The 15,088-nt window shown below is 64.1% G+C and carries 14 protein-coding genes; 6 read left to right on the top strand and 8 right to left on the bottom strand.

Annotated elements, in window-relative coordinates:
* The 4 genes from Q0D45_RS08965 to Q0D45_RS08950 all read left to right on the top strand — a co-directional run.
* Window positions 1-914 (top strand): YihY/virulence factor BrkB family protein (locus Q0D45_RS08965; protein ID WP_293391505.1); only part of this gene is annotated, 914 nt, incomplete at its 5' end.
* Between the two features lie 43 nt (window positions 915-957).
* Window positions 958-1,473: a pyridoxamine 5'-phosphate oxidase family protein gene (locus tag Q0D45_RS08960; RefSeq protein ID WP_293391502.1), complete on the top strand. Its 516-nt coding sequence runs from the start codon at window positions 958-960 to the stop codon at window positions 1,471-1,473.
* A gap of 448 nt (window positions 1,474-1,921) precedes the next feature.
* Window positions 1,922-3,100, top strand: coding sequence for a hypothetical protein (locus tag Q0D45_RS08955; RefSeq protein WP_293391499.1), 1,179 nt, complete (start codon window positions 1,922-1,924; stop codon window positions 3,098-3,100).
* A 91-nt stretch (window positions 3,101-3,191) separates the two neighbouring features.
* A complete protein-coding gene (locus Q0D45_RS08950; protein ID WP_293391497.1) occupies window positions 3,192-6,914 on the top strand; it encodes an ATP-binding protein in 3,723 nt (1,240 codons plus the stop codon).
* 163 nt (window positions 6,915-7,077) lie between these two features.
* Here the strand turns inward: Q0D45_RS08950 and Q0D45_RS08945 are convergent, their stop codons facing one another.
* The 4 genes from Q0D45_RS08945 to Q0D45_RS08930 all read right to left on the bottom strand — a co-directional run bounded on the left by Q0D45_RS08945 (window position 7,078) and on the right by Q0D45_RS08930 (window position 10,386).
* A complete protein-coding gene (locus Q0D45_RS08945; RefSeq protein WP_293391494.1) occupies window positions 7,078-8,214 on the bottom strand; it encodes a putative zinc-binding metallopeptidase in 1,137 nt (378 codons plus the stop codon).
* Window positions 8,215-8,243: 29 nt separating this feature from the next.
* On the bottom strand, window positions 8,244-9,470 hold the full coding sequence (locus Q0D45_RS08940; RefSeq protein WP_293391491.1) for an FAD-dependent oxidoreductase: 1,227 nt from the start codon (window positions 9,468-9,470) through the stop codon (window positions 8,244-8,246).
* Window positions 9,471-9,623: 153 nt separating this feature from the next.
* Complete coding sequence (locus tag Q0D45_RS08935) at window positions 9,624-9,836, bottom strand: hypothetical protein (protein ID WP_293391488.1); 213 nt, start codon at window positions 9,834-9,836, stop codon at window positions 9,624-9,626.
* 13 nt (window positions 9,837-9,849) lie between these two features.
* The gene (locus tag Q0D45_RS08930; RefSeq protein WP_293391485.1) at window positions 9,850-10,386 is read right to left on the bottom strand and encodes a ferritin-like domain-containing protein; all 537 of its coding nucleotides are present in this window, start codon (window positions 10,384-10,386) and stop codon (window positions 9,850-9,852) included.
* A 378-nt stretch (window positions 10,387-10,764) separates the two neighbouring features.
* Between Q0D45_RS08930 and Q0D45_RS08925 the strand changes: the two genes are divergently transcribed.
* On the top strand, window positions 10,765-11,085 hold the full coding sequence (locus Q0D45_RS08925; RefSeq protein ID WP_293391482.1) for a hypothetical protein: 321 nt from the start codon (window positions 10,765-10,767) through the stop codon (window positions 11,083-11,085).
* A 15-nt stretch (window positions 11,086-11,100) separates the two neighbouring features.
* On the opposite strand, the gene Q0D45_RS08920 is transcribed toward Q0D45_RS08925, so the two are convergent.
* Complete coding sequence (locus tag Q0D45_RS08920; protein ID WP_293391479.1) at window positions 11,101-11,379, bottom strand: hypothetical protein; 279 nt, start codon at window positions 11,377-11,379, stop codon at window positions 11,101-11,103.
* A gap of 49 nt (window positions 11,380-11,428) precedes the next feature.
* Window positions 11,429-12,253 carry an alpha/beta hydrolase gene (locus tag Q0D45_RS08915; RefSeq protein ID WP_293391476.1) on the bottom strand — a complete coding sequence of 275 codons (825 nt, stop codon included), beginning with the start codon at window positions 12,251-12,253 and terminating at the stop codon, window positions 11,429-11,431.
* A gap of 322 nt (window positions 12,254-12,575) precedes the next feature.
* Here Q0D45_RS08915 and Q0D45_RS08910 point away from each other — a divergent pair, with 322 nt between their 5' ends.
* Complete coding sequence (locus Q0D45_RS08910) at window positions 12,576-12,959, top strand: hypothetical protein (protein WP_293391474.1); 384 nt, start codon at window positions 12,576-12,578, stop codon at window positions 12,957-12,959.
* Between the two features lie 55 nt (window positions 12,960-13,014).
* Here the strand turns inward: Q0D45_RS08910 and clsB are convergent, their stop codons facing one another.
* Entirely contained in the window at window positions 13,015-14,253 is a 1,239-nt protein-coding gene (clsB, locus tag Q0D45_RS08905; protein ID WP_293391471.1) for a cardiolipin synthase ClsB, read from the bottom strand.
* Complete coding sequence (locus Q0D45_RS08900) at window positions 14,250-14,984, bottom strand: endonuclease/exonuclease/phosphatase family protein (RefSeq protein ID WP_366946394.1); 735 nt, start codon at window positions 14,982-14,984, stop codon at window positions 14,250-14,252. The genes clsB and Q0D45_RS08900 overlap by 4 nt, the downstream gene beginning before the upstream one ends.
* Window positions 14,985-15,088: the final 104 nt, after the last annotated feature.

Below are 15,088 nucleotides of genomic sequence, written 5' to 3'. Positions count from 1 at the left end.
TGCTCAGTCTCTGCTGGCAAAGCTTTCTCGAAGCCGGCGCCCGCTGGGTATCGGACAGTTGCGTGACGATGGCCGCCGCCGTCGCCTTCTTCGCCTCGTTCTCGCTGGCGCCGACTCTGGTGATCGTCATCGCCGTGGCCGGCTTCTTCTTCGGCCCCGAAGCCGTGCAGGGCCGCCTGCTCAAGGAGATTGCAGGACTTACCGGTGACGATGGTGCAAAGGTCATCCAGACCATGGTCGCCAGCGCCTGGAAAGCCGACAACAGCAGCTGGACAACGACGATCTCGACGATCGCGATCATCGTCGGTGCCTCGGCCACCTTCTCGCAGTTGCACGACGCGGTGAACACCATCTGGCGTCGCTCCGATGCCATTGCGCCGCCGGCCACTTCGACGCTGTGGGTCGGCGCCCGCCAGCTGCTGAAAGTGCGCTTGATGTCGTTCGGTATCGTCATCGGCATCAGCTTCCTGATGCTGGTGCTGCTGGTGCTCGATGCCGGCATGACCGTCGCGATCGAATGGCTGTGGGGCGTCGACAGCGTGCTCTATGTCGCCCAGCAGGCCACGGTGCTGCTGATGCTGTGCACGATCTTCGCGATCCTGCTGCGCCTGATGCCGGAGCAGCCTCTGCGCTGGCGCGACGTATTTGCCGGCGCGCTGGTGGCCGCCGTGCTGTTCACCGCCGGCAAGCATCTGTTCGGGCTTTATCTCGCCCGCGCCGGTACCGCCAATGCCTTCGGCGCCGCCGGTTCGCTGGCGGTGATTCTGATGTGGCTGTTCTATTCGGCCGCCGTGTTCCTGTTCGGTGCCGAGTTCGCTGCCGCGTGGACACGCTTGTCCGCGCTCCGGGATGAACCGGCCGACGACGTGCTGGCCGTGGGCACACGAGATGCCCCTGATCGTCGTGGCCCATGAGGGCCCGGCCCTTTCACTGGCCATCCATCCGGAGACAACCGACATGAGCATTCTGAAACTGAGAGAACTGATCAAGGACGTGAAGGTGGCGATGTTCACGACCACCGACCACGACGGCCTGATCCGCAGCCGGCCGCTGCAGACGCTGGATATCGATGCCCAGGAAGGCGTCGGTGACCTGTGGTTCTTCACCTCGAACAAGTCGCCGAAGGTCGACGAGATTGCCGATGACCAGCACGTCAATCTTTCCTACGCCGACCCGGTCCATCACCGCTTCGTGTCGGTATCCGGTACGGCCACCGCGACACGCGATCTCGAACGGATCCGGCGCCTGTGGAAGCCGGTTCACAAGGCCTGGTTTCCGGAAGGCATCGACGATCCGACATTGACGGTGATTCATGTCCGCATCATCCAGGCCGAATACTGGGACGCGCCGAGCAGCGGCATCGTCAACGCCTTCGGTATCGCCAAGGCGATCATGCTCGGCGAAACCTACGAGCCTGGCGAGAACGAAAAGCTGCGTCTGCGCGAACTGGCAGACGCCGACAGCAGCCGCTGAAGCGGCATCCGGGCCGGGCCGATGCAGGTCGGCCCGGCCTTTCTCGTTCTGCCGATCAGGCGCTGATCGAAACGCCATCCGCAGACTTCGTTTGACGCGTACTTTCTACCGATCATCCGGGCACCACGCCACCTGACCGATGCGGGATTGCCGACGATCCTCCCCGGACCCTTCCCACGCCAACAGAAAAAAGCCTTTCCCAGTAACTGCTTGCGAATTTCTTGCCGGTCCGGGAACGGCGGTTGCTCTACTGTCAGGCATGCCACTGAAGAGCACGACTCGTCCAGATTTCTGAGCAAGTCGAACAGGGGCCGATCTGCAAAAAAGCAGCCGGACGCTCTTCATGAAGCGTTTCGCAGGTATCTCGTCGAGCCGACAGGCACCCGCTTAGTCAATCTCAGAATTCCCCTAAATTTCGCTAATTCCAATAAAGAAGCAGGAGCTGACCATGAACATGAAGAAGAAAGCCTTCGTACTCGCCTTTCTGGTAGCCACGGGTTCGGCCAGCGCCGCACCGGGACTGCTGGCCCCTGGCCGGACTGCCGCACTGAACGTGTTTCCGAATTTGGGCAGCTCGGTACTGCTGACGCCGCTGCGTTCGGTGCAGGCCGCCCGCGCCGCACGTGCTGACCGTTTCGCCGATGCCGTGTCCTCGAACAACGGGGCGATGGCCCTGGCCAGTGCCGATGCCAGCAGCCTGCCGGGGCTCGAAGCGCTCCGTGAACGCGCCGCCAACCGGGCTGATCGTCCGTCGCTGCTCAGCGATGTCGGCAAGGGCGATGGCAGCTCCAGTTTCAACTTCGATTCCGCCACGTCCACCAACAGCGACGGCAGCCTGTCGCGCAGCTACACGACGGCCTTCGAGCGCAACACCGATGGCAGCCGGACCACCAAGGTGCTGTTCGATAATGCCGACGCCTCCCGAACGGTCGATGCCAAGAGCGACACCAAGCTCGAAACCAGCTTCACCCTGAACGGCGAGCGCGAGCCGGTGGCCGCGCCTGGCCGCGCCCTGCGTCTCGGCAAGGTCGAGATGGCGGTCGACTACAACCGCGATGCCAGCCGCAACACCAAGATTGAAGGCACCGCTTCGTCGGACAAGGAAACCAAGACCTCCGCGAAGACCGACTACTCGAGCAAGTTCGACAGCAGCCGGCCGTTCGACGGCAAGGCCTTCGACGTCACTTACCGCAGAGAGCTGACACCGGCCAACGGCGAGACCGTGGTCCGTTCGAGCGATAGCGCCGCACAGACGCCCGCCGCTCGCCCGCAGTTGCGCGAAACCGCGAAGGACAACGCCGCGCAGCGCCAGGAAAACCGTCAGGCCCGTCGCGACGAGCGTCAGGGTCTGGCCGGTGAGCAGCTGAAGGAAACTGCGCAGAAGAACGCCGCCGAACGCAAGGCGAACCGTGAGGAACGCCGCGCGAACGCCCAGCCGGCGCTGAGCAGTGACCAGCTTCGCGAGCAGGCTCAGGCCAATGCCGAGCAGCGCCAGGAAAACCGTCAGGCTCGTCGCGATGAGCGTCAGGGTCTGGCCGGTCAGCAGTTGATCGAAACCGCGCAGAAGAATGCCGAGCAGCGCCAGCAGAATCGCGCCGACCGCAGCGAAGCGCGGATGAACAACTGACGCCACGCGTTCATTGATGCAAAAGAGGCTGCTTCGGCAGCCTCTTTTTCGTGGCTGATCAGGGTACGACAGAGCTTTCAGGACATGGCACATGGTTGAAACCAGAGGGCCGAATGCCGCGACCTTCTTCGGCGCGAGCGGCGAGATGGCCGAGCGGATGGCGGGGCACGACTGGGCCTCGTCGACCGTCGGCAGCCCTGAAAACTGGCCACTGAGCCTGCAGACCGCAGTGCGCCTGATGCTGGGCTCGCGCTTCGCGATGTGGGTGGGCTGGGGCGACGACCTGGCCTTCTTCTACAACGACGCCTATCGGCCGACCCTGGGCGTCAAGCATGACTGGGCACTGGGCCGCGCCACCCGAGAGATCTGGAGCGAGATCTGGCCGGAGGTCAAACCCCGAATCGATGCAGTGATCGGCCAGGGCCTTTCCACCTGGGACGAAGCCCTGTGCCTGTATCTGGAGCGCGGTGGCGAACGCGAGGAGACGTACCACACGTTTTCGTACAGCCCGCTGGTCGGCGACGACGGCATCAACCGGGGTCTGCTCTGCGTCGTCGTCGAAGAGACCGACCGGGTCATCGGCGAGCAGCACCTGGCCCAGCTGCGCGATCTGTCTGCGGCGTTCAGCGCAGCGAACACCGAGAACGAGCTGTTCTCGATCCTCGAAGAACAGTTGTCCGCAGCGCGGCAGTCGGTGCCGTTCTCGATCACCTTGCTGTGCGACGACAACGACAGCGGCATTTCGCTCGCCGCCCAGACCGGCGTTCCTCCGGAGCAGCTGGCGCGGCTGGCCCGTGACGCCAGACAGGACTGGCCGCTGGACGCCGTGCTGGCCAGCGGAGAACCACAGATCGTTGCGGCCCTGCCGTTCGGCAAGCTGCCGGAGCCATCCGGACAACGAGCGCCGACCCAGGCGGTGCTGATGCCGATTGCCGGCCATCGCCAGGACACGGCGCGGGCGCGACCGATCGGCGTCTTCATCGCCGGCCTCAATCCGGACCGGCCATTCAGCAGCGCCTATGCCGATTTCCTGAAGCTGCTGCTCGGCCAGTTGTCGGCCGCGCTGACCTCCGCCCGCGCCTATGCCTTCGAGCGCCGGCGCGCCGAAGAACTGGCCGAGCTAGACAGCGCCAAGACCGCGTTCTTCTCCAATGTCAGCCACGAGTTCCGCACCCCGCTGACCTTGATGCTCGGCCCCACCGAAGCCGCGCTGGACAGCCCCGGCCAGACGCTGGCCGGCGAGCAGCTGGCGCTGGTGCATCGCAACCAGGAGCGCTTGCTGAAGCTGGTCAACACCTTGCTCGATTTTTCGCGCATCGAAGCCGGCCGCCTCGAGCTGCAGTTCGAACCAACCGACCTGCCGGCGTTCACCGCCGAACTCGCCAGCCTGTTCCGTTCCTCCACCGAACGCGCCGGCCTGAGCCTGACGGTGCATTGCCCGGCGCTGCCGGAGCCGGTCTGGGTCGATCGGGAGATGTGGGAACAGATCATCCTCAATCTGCTTTCCAACGCCTACAAGTTCACCCTCAGCGGCAGCATCGCCGTCAGCCTGGTGGCGGCTGGATCGAATGTACTGCTCAAGGTGCGCGATACCGGCATCGGCATTCCAGCCTCCGAGCTGCCGCAGATCTTCGAGCGCTTCCGGAGAGTCAAGGGCTCGCTCGGCCGCACCCATGAAGGCACCGGCATCGGCCTGGCGCTGGTCTGGGAACTGGCCAAGCTGCATGGCGGCGTCGTGGCGGTGACCAGCACCCTGGGCGCCGGCACCGAGTTCACGGTATCGATCCCGATGGCGCAGCGCGGCGCCCAGGCGGACCTCGCGGTGGCGCCGCGCCAGCCCGATCTGATCTCGAAGCGGGCGCGCAGCTATGCCGCCGAAGCGGAACGCTGGAGCCTGGAACTGGAGGAGCAGCAGCCAGAACTGGCAACCCAGGTTCAGCGCCCCGACAACCGGCCGCGCATCGTCCTCGCCGACGACAATGCCGACATGCGCAACTACGTGAAGCGCCTGCTTTCGGAGAGCTGCGAGGTGCTGGCCGTCGGCGACGGCCTCGACGCCTTGCAGGCGATCCAGCGCGACAAGCCCGATCTGGTGGTCAGCGATGTGATGATGCCGGGCCTCGATGGCTTCGAGCTGCTGAAAGCCTTGCGGGCCGATCCGGCCACGGCCTCGATTCCGCTGCTGCTGCTGTCGGCACGTGCCGGTGAAGAAGCACGCGTGGAAGGCCTGCGCGCCGGCGCCGACGATTACCTGACCAAGCCGTTCCGGGCGCAGGAACTGGTGGCCCGGGTGACCAGCGTGCTGACCCTGGCCAGCACCCGCCGCGAAGCGCTGAGAGTGGAAGCCAAGCTCAAGGCCGATCGCGACAGCATTCTCGAATCGATCAACGAAGGCTTTCTGTCGATCGATCCGGAATGGACCATCACCTACGCCAATCGCGCCGCTGAAAAGCTGCTCGCCGTGCAGCGCGCCGATCTGCTGGGCGGCCATTTCTGGACGCTTTATCCGGCGCTCGATGACAAGGTGTATGCGGTCGCCGTGCGCGGCGCCATGAACGCGCGCACAGCCGCCGTGTTCGATTACTACTACGAGCCCTGGAGTCGCTGGTTCGAGGTCTCGGTCTATCCGACGACACCCGGCGGCATCAGCATCTATTTCCGCGACGCCACCGAACGCAAGCGGACCTTGATGGCGCTGCATGAGGCCGATCGCCGCAAGGACGAGTTCCTGGCCACTCTCGCCCACGAGCTGCGCAACCCGCTCTCGCCGATCCGCAATGCAGCGGAAGTGCTGTCGCTACCCAGCATCGGCAGCCGCGAAATCACCGTCAGCACCTCGATCATCCAGCGCCAGGTGCAGCACATGGCGCGGCTGCTCGACGATCTGCTCGACATCTCCCGGATCACGCGCGGCAAGATGGAACTGAAGAAAAACCATATCTCGATCGACAGCGTGATCGAGGCCGCGCTGGAAAGCGCCGGTCCGCTGGTCAAGAGCCGCGGCCATCGCCTCGACGTGCAGCGCCCGCGTTTCGATCAGGACATCGACGGCGATCCGGTTCGCCTTTCGCAAGTGCTGACCAATCTGCTGACCAATGCCGCGAAGTACACCGACGCACCCGGCCGCATTGCTTTGTCGGCGAGTGTCAGCGGCAACGATCTGGTCTTCGAGGTCCGCGACTCCGGCATCGGCCTGACCTCGGAGCAGCTCGGCGGCGTGTTCGACATGTTCTCGCAGGTGCAGTCCGCGAAAAGCCGCTCGGAAGGCGGCCTGGGCATCGGCCTGACCCTGGTCAAGGGCATCGTCGAACTGCACGGCGGCAGCATCGAAGCGAGCAGCCCCGGCCTGGGCCGCGGCAGCAGCTTCCGCGTCTGCCTGCCGATCGTGCGCAGCACAGCGATCGCCGCGCAGACCGAGGAATCGCCGCCCCTGGCGCCGGCTGCGCAGGCGCTGAGAGTGCTGATTGCCGACGACAACCGCGACGCCGCCGAATCGCTGGCGATCCTGCTGGAGATCGACGGCCACGAGGTACGCACGGCGTTCACCGGCCGCGAAGCGATCGCGCTGGCGCAGGAACTGAAGCCGCACATCGCCTTCCTCGACATCGGCCTGCCGGACATCTCCGGCTACGAAGTGGCCCGGGCGCTGCGGGAAACCGCCGCAGCCAGCCATCCGATCAAGCTGGTCGCGGTGACTGGCTGGGGCCAGGCCGAGGACAAGCAGAACGCAGTCAATGCCGGCTTCGATCTGCACTTCGTCAAGCCGGCCAGTCCGGACCGGCTGAAGCGTGTGTTCGAGAGCCTGGCGCCTTAGGCAGGGATAACGCCGTCATGCCCGCGAAGGCGGGTGTCCAGTTCCGATGCAGCGCGCGACAGCCCCAACTGGATCCCCGCCTACGCGGGGATGACGAGATATGAAAAGGCCGCCGGCATTTCTGCCGGCGGCCTTTTCATTGCGCCTCTGCTGCCGCGACTTCTCAGGCCGTCGCCGCTTCTTCCAGCGTCTCGAGGACTTCGCCGTGCTGGCCATTGCTGGTCGCGGCATCGGCGATCACGTCGTGGACGAAGCGGAGCTTCTCGATCACCGGCGGCGTCAGCACGAACGGATAGGCGTCGGCGTGGCCCAGGCTGCGATTGAGGCTGTTCAGCGCATAGGTGAGCGCGATCCAGCGATCGATCATCAGATCGAATCCGCTGGCGCCCGGCTGGCCTTCATCGATCAGCGTCAGCGCCGGCTCGTTGGGCCGCGCCGGCATCAGCGCGAAGCCGCAGGCCGCTGCGGTTTCCAGGGTGTCGACGATGTGGAGGTAGTGCGCCCAGGTTTCGGCCCAGTCTTCCCAGGGATGCATGGTCGCGTAGGAGCTGACGAAGTTGCTCGGCCAGTCTGCCGGCGCGCCGTTCTCGTAATGCTTCTTGAGCGCTTCTTCGTAGTCTTCGCGCTCGTCACCGAACATGGCTCGGCAGGGTTCGCTCCACTTCGATTCCTGGACCAGCAGATCCCAGTAGTAGTGGCCCACCTCATGCCGGAAATGACCGATCAGCGTCCGGTATGGTTCGTTCAACTTCTGGCGGCGGCGCTCGCGCTCGGCATCATCGGCTTCGGCGAGATTCATGGTGATCACACCTTCATCGTGGCCGGTGAGCACCGGCTCGCCACCTTCGACGCTGAGATCGGCCTTGAACTCATAGACCAGCCCGCGCACCGGATCGATGTCCTTGCCGAACACCGGCAGGCCCAGGCTCATCAGCGTGAAGATCAAACGGCGCTTGGCGGTTTCCATCTTCTGCAGTAACTGCAGGTTGCCAGGAATGGAGAGGTCCGGAATGGTGCGGGTCAGGCGGCAGGATTCGCAGTACTCGTGCGGATCGTCGGCGGCCAGCACCCAGTTGCAGATCTCGTGATCGGTGGCGTTCTTGCACGGGCGGAAAATCTGGCCACTCGTTTTCTCATCGCCGCTGGTGAACAGGCCCAACTCGGGGCGCTGATCGTCCGGCCGCAGCGTGCAGACATCGAGCACGGCGGGAACGAAAGCCAGGACTTCGCTGCAGGTCAGGCAGCGTACGTTTTCGAAGAAGGCCAGCGCATCGCAGGCATCGCAGTGGAAAGTTTTCATGGGGTTTGTCGGTGGGTTGAGTGATGCCGTTATGGAGCGCGTTGTTGATGGAGTCGGTCGAACGAGAACAGCGCCGCCAGTGGATGTGACTCGCGGCGAATCAGCTTGGTGATCAGCGCGGCACCGGCCGCGCTGAAGGTGATGCCATTGCCGCCATAGGCCATGGCGAACTGCACGCGCGGGCCGTGCTGCGGATGCGGGCCGAAGAACGGCAGACCGTCATCGGTTTCGGCAAAGGTGCCGGCCCAGGCAAACGTCGGCTGCAGGGGCAGATTCGGGAACAGCTTGGCCACCCGTTTGCGCAGGATGCCGGCCTTGCGGTCGACGCTGGCATCGCGGCGCAGAGGGATATCGATGTCATCGTCTTCGCCGCCGATCAGCAGGCGGCCGTCACCGGTGGAACGCATGTACAGATACGGCCGTGCCGATTCCCAGACCATGGTTTCGGCCAGCGGGCCGAGGGCTTCCTTATCGATGGGATCGGTGATGAAGGCGTAGCTGCTGCGGTTTCTGGCGACGCGAGTATCGAGATACTGCTGCGAGGCATAACCGGCCGCGAACACCAGGTGTCCGGCCGTGATGGTGATGCCGTCGGCGGTGCGCGCGACAACGCCCCGAGTGGAGGCCTCGAAGGACTCCAGCCGGGTGCGATCGAAGATCGAGACGCCGCGCTTTTCCAGCCGCATCAGCAGGCGATAGGTAAGCCGGTAGGGATCGATGCGGCCGGCCAGTTCACTGAAGATCGCCATCGCCGATGAAAATCCGTACTGCTCGCGTATCTCGCCACGCTTGAGCAGGCTTACTGCAAAGCCGTGACGCTGGCGCAGTTCGTACTCCGCATTCAGGCGGCCGACATGAAACAGGCTGCTGGCGAAGTAAAGGCTGTGCATGCGGGCGAAATCGACATCGCGAACCGTTGCCGCCAGTTCCTGCAATTGCGGAATCGCATCGGCGCAGGCGCGGTAGGCGAGCACGGCATTGTCCTCGCCATAGCGCGAGGCCAGTTCGGTCATGTGGGTGTCGATCTCGTACTGCAGCAGCGCGGTGCTGGCGGCACTGCTGCCCCAACCGATATCGCGCTGCTCGATGACCACCACGGACTGGCCATCATCGGCCAGCGATTGCGCGATCAATGCGGCGGTGATGCCGCCGCCGACGATCAGCACATCGCAGCGGGTATCGGCGGTCAATGCCGGAAACGACTTCATCAGGCCGTTCTTGACCGCCCAGAATGGGTAGCCGCTTTTCAGATCCATGGCCGCGAAGTCTCTATCTCATTGAATGACGATCCCTGTAAATCTCGTCATGCCCGCGCAGGGGGCATCCAGTGCCGATGCGTTGCGCTGCAGCCAAAACTGGATTCCCGCCTGCGCGGGAATGACGCGTGTTTCCTAAGGGAAGAATGTTTCCTACGGCTTGATCAAGCTGCCAAGACCCAGCAAGGCAGCTTCGCCTTCCGAAGTCAGCACGTGCATGCCACCCCAGCCGCGCAGCACCAGACCCTTGCGCTCCAGATCACCGGCCAGGTCGACCGAGATCGACGCGCGCTGATCGTCGGCCAGTGCTCTCAATGCCTGCAGTTCCGTTGCCGACACTGAAATGGGCGCCGTTGGCGATCGCATCGATCAGGCTCGATCAGGCCGGAACGTCGACCAGAAAATCCGCCAGCTCGTCGGCGTGCTGCTCTTCGACGGCGAGGATTTCCTTGATCAGCTTGCCGGTGGTCGGATCGGCCTTGTCCAGGTACTGGATCAGCTCGCGATAGCTGTCGATGGCAATGCGTTCGGCGACCAGGTTTTCCCGGATCATGTCGGACAGCGATGCCCCGGCCACGTACTCGGCGTGGCTGCGGCAGGTCAGGGTATCCGGCGAAAAATCCGGTTCGCCGCCGAGCTGCACGATGCGCTCGGCGAGCTGATCGGCGTGGCCCTGCTCTTCGTTTGAATGGACGAGAAACTCGTCGGCGATGCTCTTCGAGTTGATGCCGCGTGCCATGAAGTGATGGCGGCGATAGCGCAGCACGCAGACCAGCTCGGTGGCCAGTGCCTCGTTGAGAAGCTTCAGCACCGTTTCGCGGTCCGCGGCATAGCCGGCGGTTACGGCGCCATCCTCGACATGCTTGCGGGCCTGGGCGCGCAGGGTCGGCGTATCGGTCAGCGTTGACTGAGTCATCGGGTTATTCCTTGATTGACGGTATTAAGAATGGGGGGTGAAGCTGAAGGTGCGCTTCGTCGCACAGCCGGAACGCGTCGTTGCGTAGCGGCGATCCTGTTCACTTGGAGAAATCGGCAAGCTGCGTGCCCGGCAGGTTCGACACTTGATAGAGCGCTTGCAGGCGCTGCCATCGCCGTTCGCAATGAGGAGTGCCGCCGCCGATCCAAGTAAAAAATGCCGCTGATCCAGCGCTTTCTTTACAAGCCGGGAACGGCGCAGGCACAAAGTCGATACCCCGGCAGTGACGGCTTTCCGTCCGGGAACGCCGCTTGCTCCTCAAGCTTGCAGCCCCATCCAAGCCTGTGGAATCGACATTCCTGTAAGCCGGAGATCGCCATGTACGCACCTGTTTCGAGACAACTGGACGCGCCTATCTCGGGCACTTCGGGACGAGCCTGCGCGGACAGCGGCAGTGCGTCGGCAAGCGCCTGTCCGAACACGGCGGCTTCAGGTCCGACCCATGACCAGAGGGCCGGCTTCGCACAGACCGCACAGCCGGCACCGCGCTATCCGGAGGAACTGGGCGTATCGGGCAAGCTCGAAACTGCCAGCAGTTCGCTGCCGATGATCCTGATCGCTGCCGTGCTGTTGCTGATTCCTGCCGTGGCGATGGGCTTCTTCAGCCACGCCCGCTGGCCAGGGCTGCTGCGCGGCTAAGTCGTTTCGGCAGACTCAGCCGCGTTCGGTAGCGCTCAAGGCCTCCCGAACGCTGACATAGAAAACCTGCTCCTTCTGCTGGTGACGTGCGCGCAGCTGCAGGCATATCTGCGATATCAGCATTTTTCTGCCGTCGATCGACGCGCTGCGGTGATACGCCGCCAGCAGATCACGCAGCCCATCATTGATCCCGGGACGCTGTTGCTCCCGGAACCCGCCTTGACGCCTTACTTCGCCAGCGCCTACGGACCCGCTCGCACTCTTTCCTGAAAACTTGCCTGCCCATAAGTTCATCGGTCTTGCTCCTGCGGGTCCGTCTGGCGTGCTGTTGCTGATCGACTGGCTAAACGCTGCGTAGAAACTCGATCAGGTCCGCGCTCAATCGCGCCTTGTGCGTGGCGAACAGGCCGTGCGCCGCGTCTTCGTATTCGATCAAGGTGGAATTGGCGATGGCCTGAGCAGCGGGGCGCGCGGAGCCATCGATCGGCACGGTCTTGTCGGCAGTACCGTGGATGATCAGGGTCGGCACCTTGAACGACGGCAGGTCCGTGCGGAAATCGGTGGTCGCGAAGGATTTGGCGCATTCCAGGGTCGCACGCAGACTGGCCTGCATGGCCATGCCGCGCGTCCAGTCCAGCACTTCCTGGCTGACCGGATGGGTCAGCATGCCGTCGCCATAGAAATCCCGGGCGAAGCTGGCGAAGAAGTTGGCGCGGTCTTTCTTCATGCCCTGGGTCATCTCCTCGAACACCACCGGCTCGGTACCTTCCGGGTTGTCTTCGGTCTTCAGCATGTACGGCACCACCGAAGCGATCAGCGCGGCCTGCACCACCGAAGCGCCCTGATGGCGCGACATGTAGCGCGCCACTTCGCCGCCGCCCATCGAGAAGCCGACGAGGGTCACGTCCTTGGCCTCGGTGTGCTTGATCACGGCGGCGAGATCGTCGGACAGGCTGTCGTAGTCGTAGCCGCTCCAGGGCTGCGATGAGCGACCGAAACCACGGCGGTCATAGGCGATGACCCGGAAGCCGGCAGCGGCGATGTCCATGGCCTGATCGTCCCAGCTGTCGGACGACAGCGGCCAGCCGGACATCAGGATGACCGGGCGGCCGTGGCCCCAGTCCTTGTAGAAAAGCCGGGTGTTGTCGTCGGTGGTTACGTAATTCATGTTGGATTTCCTCCAGAAAGTAGAAATGGCGGGCTGAAGTACAGGCTGCCTGTCATAAATCCGCGCGGGTGACGAAACGCAGTGCGCGTACTGCTCAGCCCGACCAATCTTGGACCCCAAGCAGCAGCCAACGTGCCCGTCATCGACACAAGTGCGCAAGAGCGGGGCTTGCCCACACATCACCACGAGCCTGCTGCGCGCTGCGGATAGGTCTGCAGCCTGGTGATGTCTGTTGTCTGGGCGCTTATGGCTCCTGCGAGGCCGGTGTGGGAGATCAGCCCACCGGTCCCTCCATCAACAGATCATCGAGCGAGAAACCACCATGAAAATCAGACCCCTCATCGCGACAACCGTCCTGCTGCTCAGTGCCACGCAGTTGCAGGCCCAAGGCCAGAGCGACGGCAAACCCACCGGCGGCGTCGGCACCGGCACTGCGAATGGCAAGGTCGACGGCAGCCCGACACCCGGCGGGCCGGACGAAAAGTCGAACCTGAAATTGAAGAAGAACAAGCGCAGCGGCACCGAAGGCACGCAGAGCGGTGCCAAGCCCGGCACGCCGACGGCCACTCCGGCAGAGGAACCCGGTACCGCAGGCAAGCCGACGACCCCGGGCAGCAGCAACACCCAGAGCGGCAAGAAGACCGGCGAGCCGGATGCCACGCATGATTACGGTCCGGGCAAGACCGACACGCCGACGCCGCGCTGAATCCGGCAGGAGTCAGGCCGGGCGCAGGCCCGGCCTGACTGGTTCCAGCAGGGGCTCAGGAATGCTCGCTCACCGGCGGCAAGCCCTGATCGGTCACCACCACCGGCTTTGAAGAACCCGCCGGCACACCGCTGGCCAGACTCGGCAGCCAGCGCAGCAGGTGATACGCGAGGATGCTGATCAGCCGGCGCAGCATCGGCGGCAGACGTGCCTTGTGCAGCGTCACTTCCTGGCACTTGTGCTCGATCAGACCTTCGAGATTGCTGCGCAAGGTAGCCGCGAACTCGGCATCGCGCATCACCAGATTCGATTCCAGGTTCAGGAACAAGCTCAGCGGATCGAGATTGCTCGATCCCACCGTCGACCAGTCATCGTCGATCACCGCGACCTTGGCATGCAGCGGCCGCTCGCGGTACTCGAAGATCCGCGCACCGGCGCGCAGCAGTTCGTCGTCCAGCGCCCGCGCCAGCCAGCGCACGATCGGCATGTCCGGACGCCCCTGCAGGATCAGCCGGACCTGCACGCCGCGCTCGGCAGCACGGCGGAACTCGCGCATCAGCCGATAGCTGGGCAGGAAGTAGGCGTTGGCGAGAATGATGTCGCGCTTCGCATTGCGGATGCCGATGCGATAGACGTGCTCGATATCGTCACGATGCCGATCGTTGTCGCGCACCACCAGCATCGCGCCGGTCTTGCCGTCGTCGCCGGTCTCGGCCCGGCGCTTCCGCCACGGCCGCCAGCGCCAGCGCGGGCTGGTCGCGACATCGTTGTTCTTGCTGAAGTGGGCGCGGATATGTTCGACCACCGGACCTTCGACCAGCACCGCGTAGTCCTGCTTCGATTCCGGCCCGTAGACGCGCAGATGCTCGGCCGACAGATTGATGCCGCCGATCAGCGCCTGCCTGCCATCGATGACCACGGTCTTGCGATGCAGTCGGCGGAAGATGTTGGTGCGGAAGCCCAGCTTGCGCGGCTGCGGATCGAACAGCTTGAAGCGGACGCCAGCGTCGGTCAGCGCGGTGATGAACGCCGGGGTCAATTCCTCCGAGCCATAGCCATCGACCACCAGTTCGACGTGCACGCCGCGCCTTGCGGCCTCGATCAATTTCACTTGAAGCTCGTTGCCGACCTGATCCTCGAACAGGATGAAGGTTTCGATCAGCACTTCCTGCGTCGCCTTGGCGATCGCTTCGAACACCAGTGGAAAGAACGCCTCGCCGTTCTCGAGCAGGCGCAGCCGATTGCCCTCGGTCCAGTGCCGGGTGGAAGACGATGTTTTGGCTGGAAGGCTCATGGCTGCAAGGTGGCGGTCAGTGCGGCGTGATCGGAAAGATGTTTCCACGGCGGCGCCGACAACACGTCGGCGGCGGCGACGGTGACCCCGCGGACGTAGATGCGATCCAGGCGCAGCAGCGGCACGCGTACCGGGAAGCTGCGCGGGCTGAGCTGGCCAGTGGCGACAAAGGCATCGACCAGCCCGGCCTTGGCCAGCATCGGGCCGGCGCGCTGGCGCCAGTCATTGAAATCGCCACCGACGATCAGCGGCGCTTCCGGCGGCAGTTCGGCAATGAAGGCGCACAGGCGCTCCAGCTGCTGCCGGCGATGCGTTTCGCGCAAGCCGAGGTGGGTGCAGATGGCATGCACTTCCAGCGGCGGCCGCTTGCCGCCTTGCGGCACCGCGAGCACGCAATGCAGGAAGCCGCGTGGCTCGGTGCCGAGAATGGAAATATCGTGATTGTCCCAGCGCAGGATCGGAAATTTCGACAACACCGCATTGCCGTGATGACCATCGTCATAGACCGCATTGCGGCCATAGGCGACATTGCCCCACAGCGAATCGGCAATGAAGCTCGACTGTTCCTGCGCAGGCCAGCCGGCATGGCGCAGCGCGTGACCCGCATGGCTGCCCAGCGTTTCCTGCAGGAACACGATATCGGCGTGCACCGCATGCACGGCCGCTTTCAGCTCCGGCAACACGAAGCGACGATTGAACTGGGCAAAGCCCATGTGGATGTTCAGGGTCATCAGGGTCAACGTGGGAAGGCTTGCTGGCATACGGCGCGAAGGAATCGGGTCAGTGTTCACTGGCAGTAGCGGCAGGTTCCGTTCCTGCGCTTGCTGTCCATTTC

The sequence above is a fragment of the Nevskia sp. genome (assembly GCF_023266035.1).
Taxonomy (GTDB): Bacteria; Pseudomonadota; Gammaproteobacteria; order Nevskiales; family Nevskiaceae; genus Nevskia.
This window is presented reverse-complemented; position numbering and strand designations above follow the sequence as displayed.

Bases quoted from the DNA above. Each gene is read 5' to 3' on its own strand.
- Q0D45_RS08960 (WP_293391502.1), top strand. From the start codon at position 958: ATGAGCATTCTGAAACTGAGAGAACTGATCAAGGACGTGAAGGTGGCG.
- Q0D45_RS08955 (WP_293391499.1), top strand. From the start codon at position 1,922: ATGAACATGAAGAAGAAAGCCTTCGTACTCGCCTTTCTGGTAGCCACG.
- Q0D45_RS08950 (WP_293391497.1), top strand. From the start codon at position 3,192: ATGGTTGAAACCAGAGGGCCGAATGCCGCGACCTTCTTCGGCGCGAGC.
- Q0D45_RS08945 (WP_293391494.1), bottom strand. From the start codon at position 8,214: ATGAAAACTTTCCACTGCGATGCCTGCGATGCGCTGGCCTTCTTCGAA.
- Q0D45_RS08940 (WP_293391491.1), bottom strand. From the start codon at position 9,470: ATGGATCTGAAAAGCGGCTACCCATTCTGGGCGGTCAAGAACGGCCTG.
- Q0D45_RS08935 (WP_293391488.1), bottom strand. From the start codon at position 9,836: ATGCGATCGCCAACGGCGCCCATTTCAGTGTCGGCAACGGAACTGCAG.
- Q0D45_RS08930 (WP_293391485.1), bottom strand. From the start codon at position 10,386: ATGACTCAGTCAACGCTGACCGATACGCCGACCCTGCGCGCCCAGGCC.
- Q0D45_RS08925 (WP_293391482.1), top strand. From the start codon at position 10,765: ATGTACGCACCTGTTTCGAGACAACTGGACGCGCCTATCTCGGGCACT.
- Q0D45_RS08920 (WP_293391479.1), bottom strand. From the start codon at position 11,379: ATGAACTTATGGGCAGGCAAGTTTTCAGGAAAGAGTGCGAGCGGGTCC.
- Q0D45_RS08915 (WP_293391476.1), bottom strand. From the start codon at position 12,253: ATGAATTACGTAACCACCGACGACAACACCCGGCTTTTCTACAAGGAC.
- Q0D45_RS08910 (WP_293391474.1), top strand. From the start codon at position 12,576: ATGAAAATCAGACCCCTCATCGCGACAACCGTCCTGCTGCTCAGTGCC.
- clsB (WP_293391471.1), bottom strand. From the start codon at position 14,253: ATGAGCCTTCCAGCCAAAACATCGTCTTCCACCCGGCACTGGACCGAG.
- Q0D45_RS08900 (WP_366946394.1), bottom strand. From the start codon at position 14,984: ATGACCCTGAACATCCACATGGGCTTTGCCCAGTTCAATCGTCGCTTC.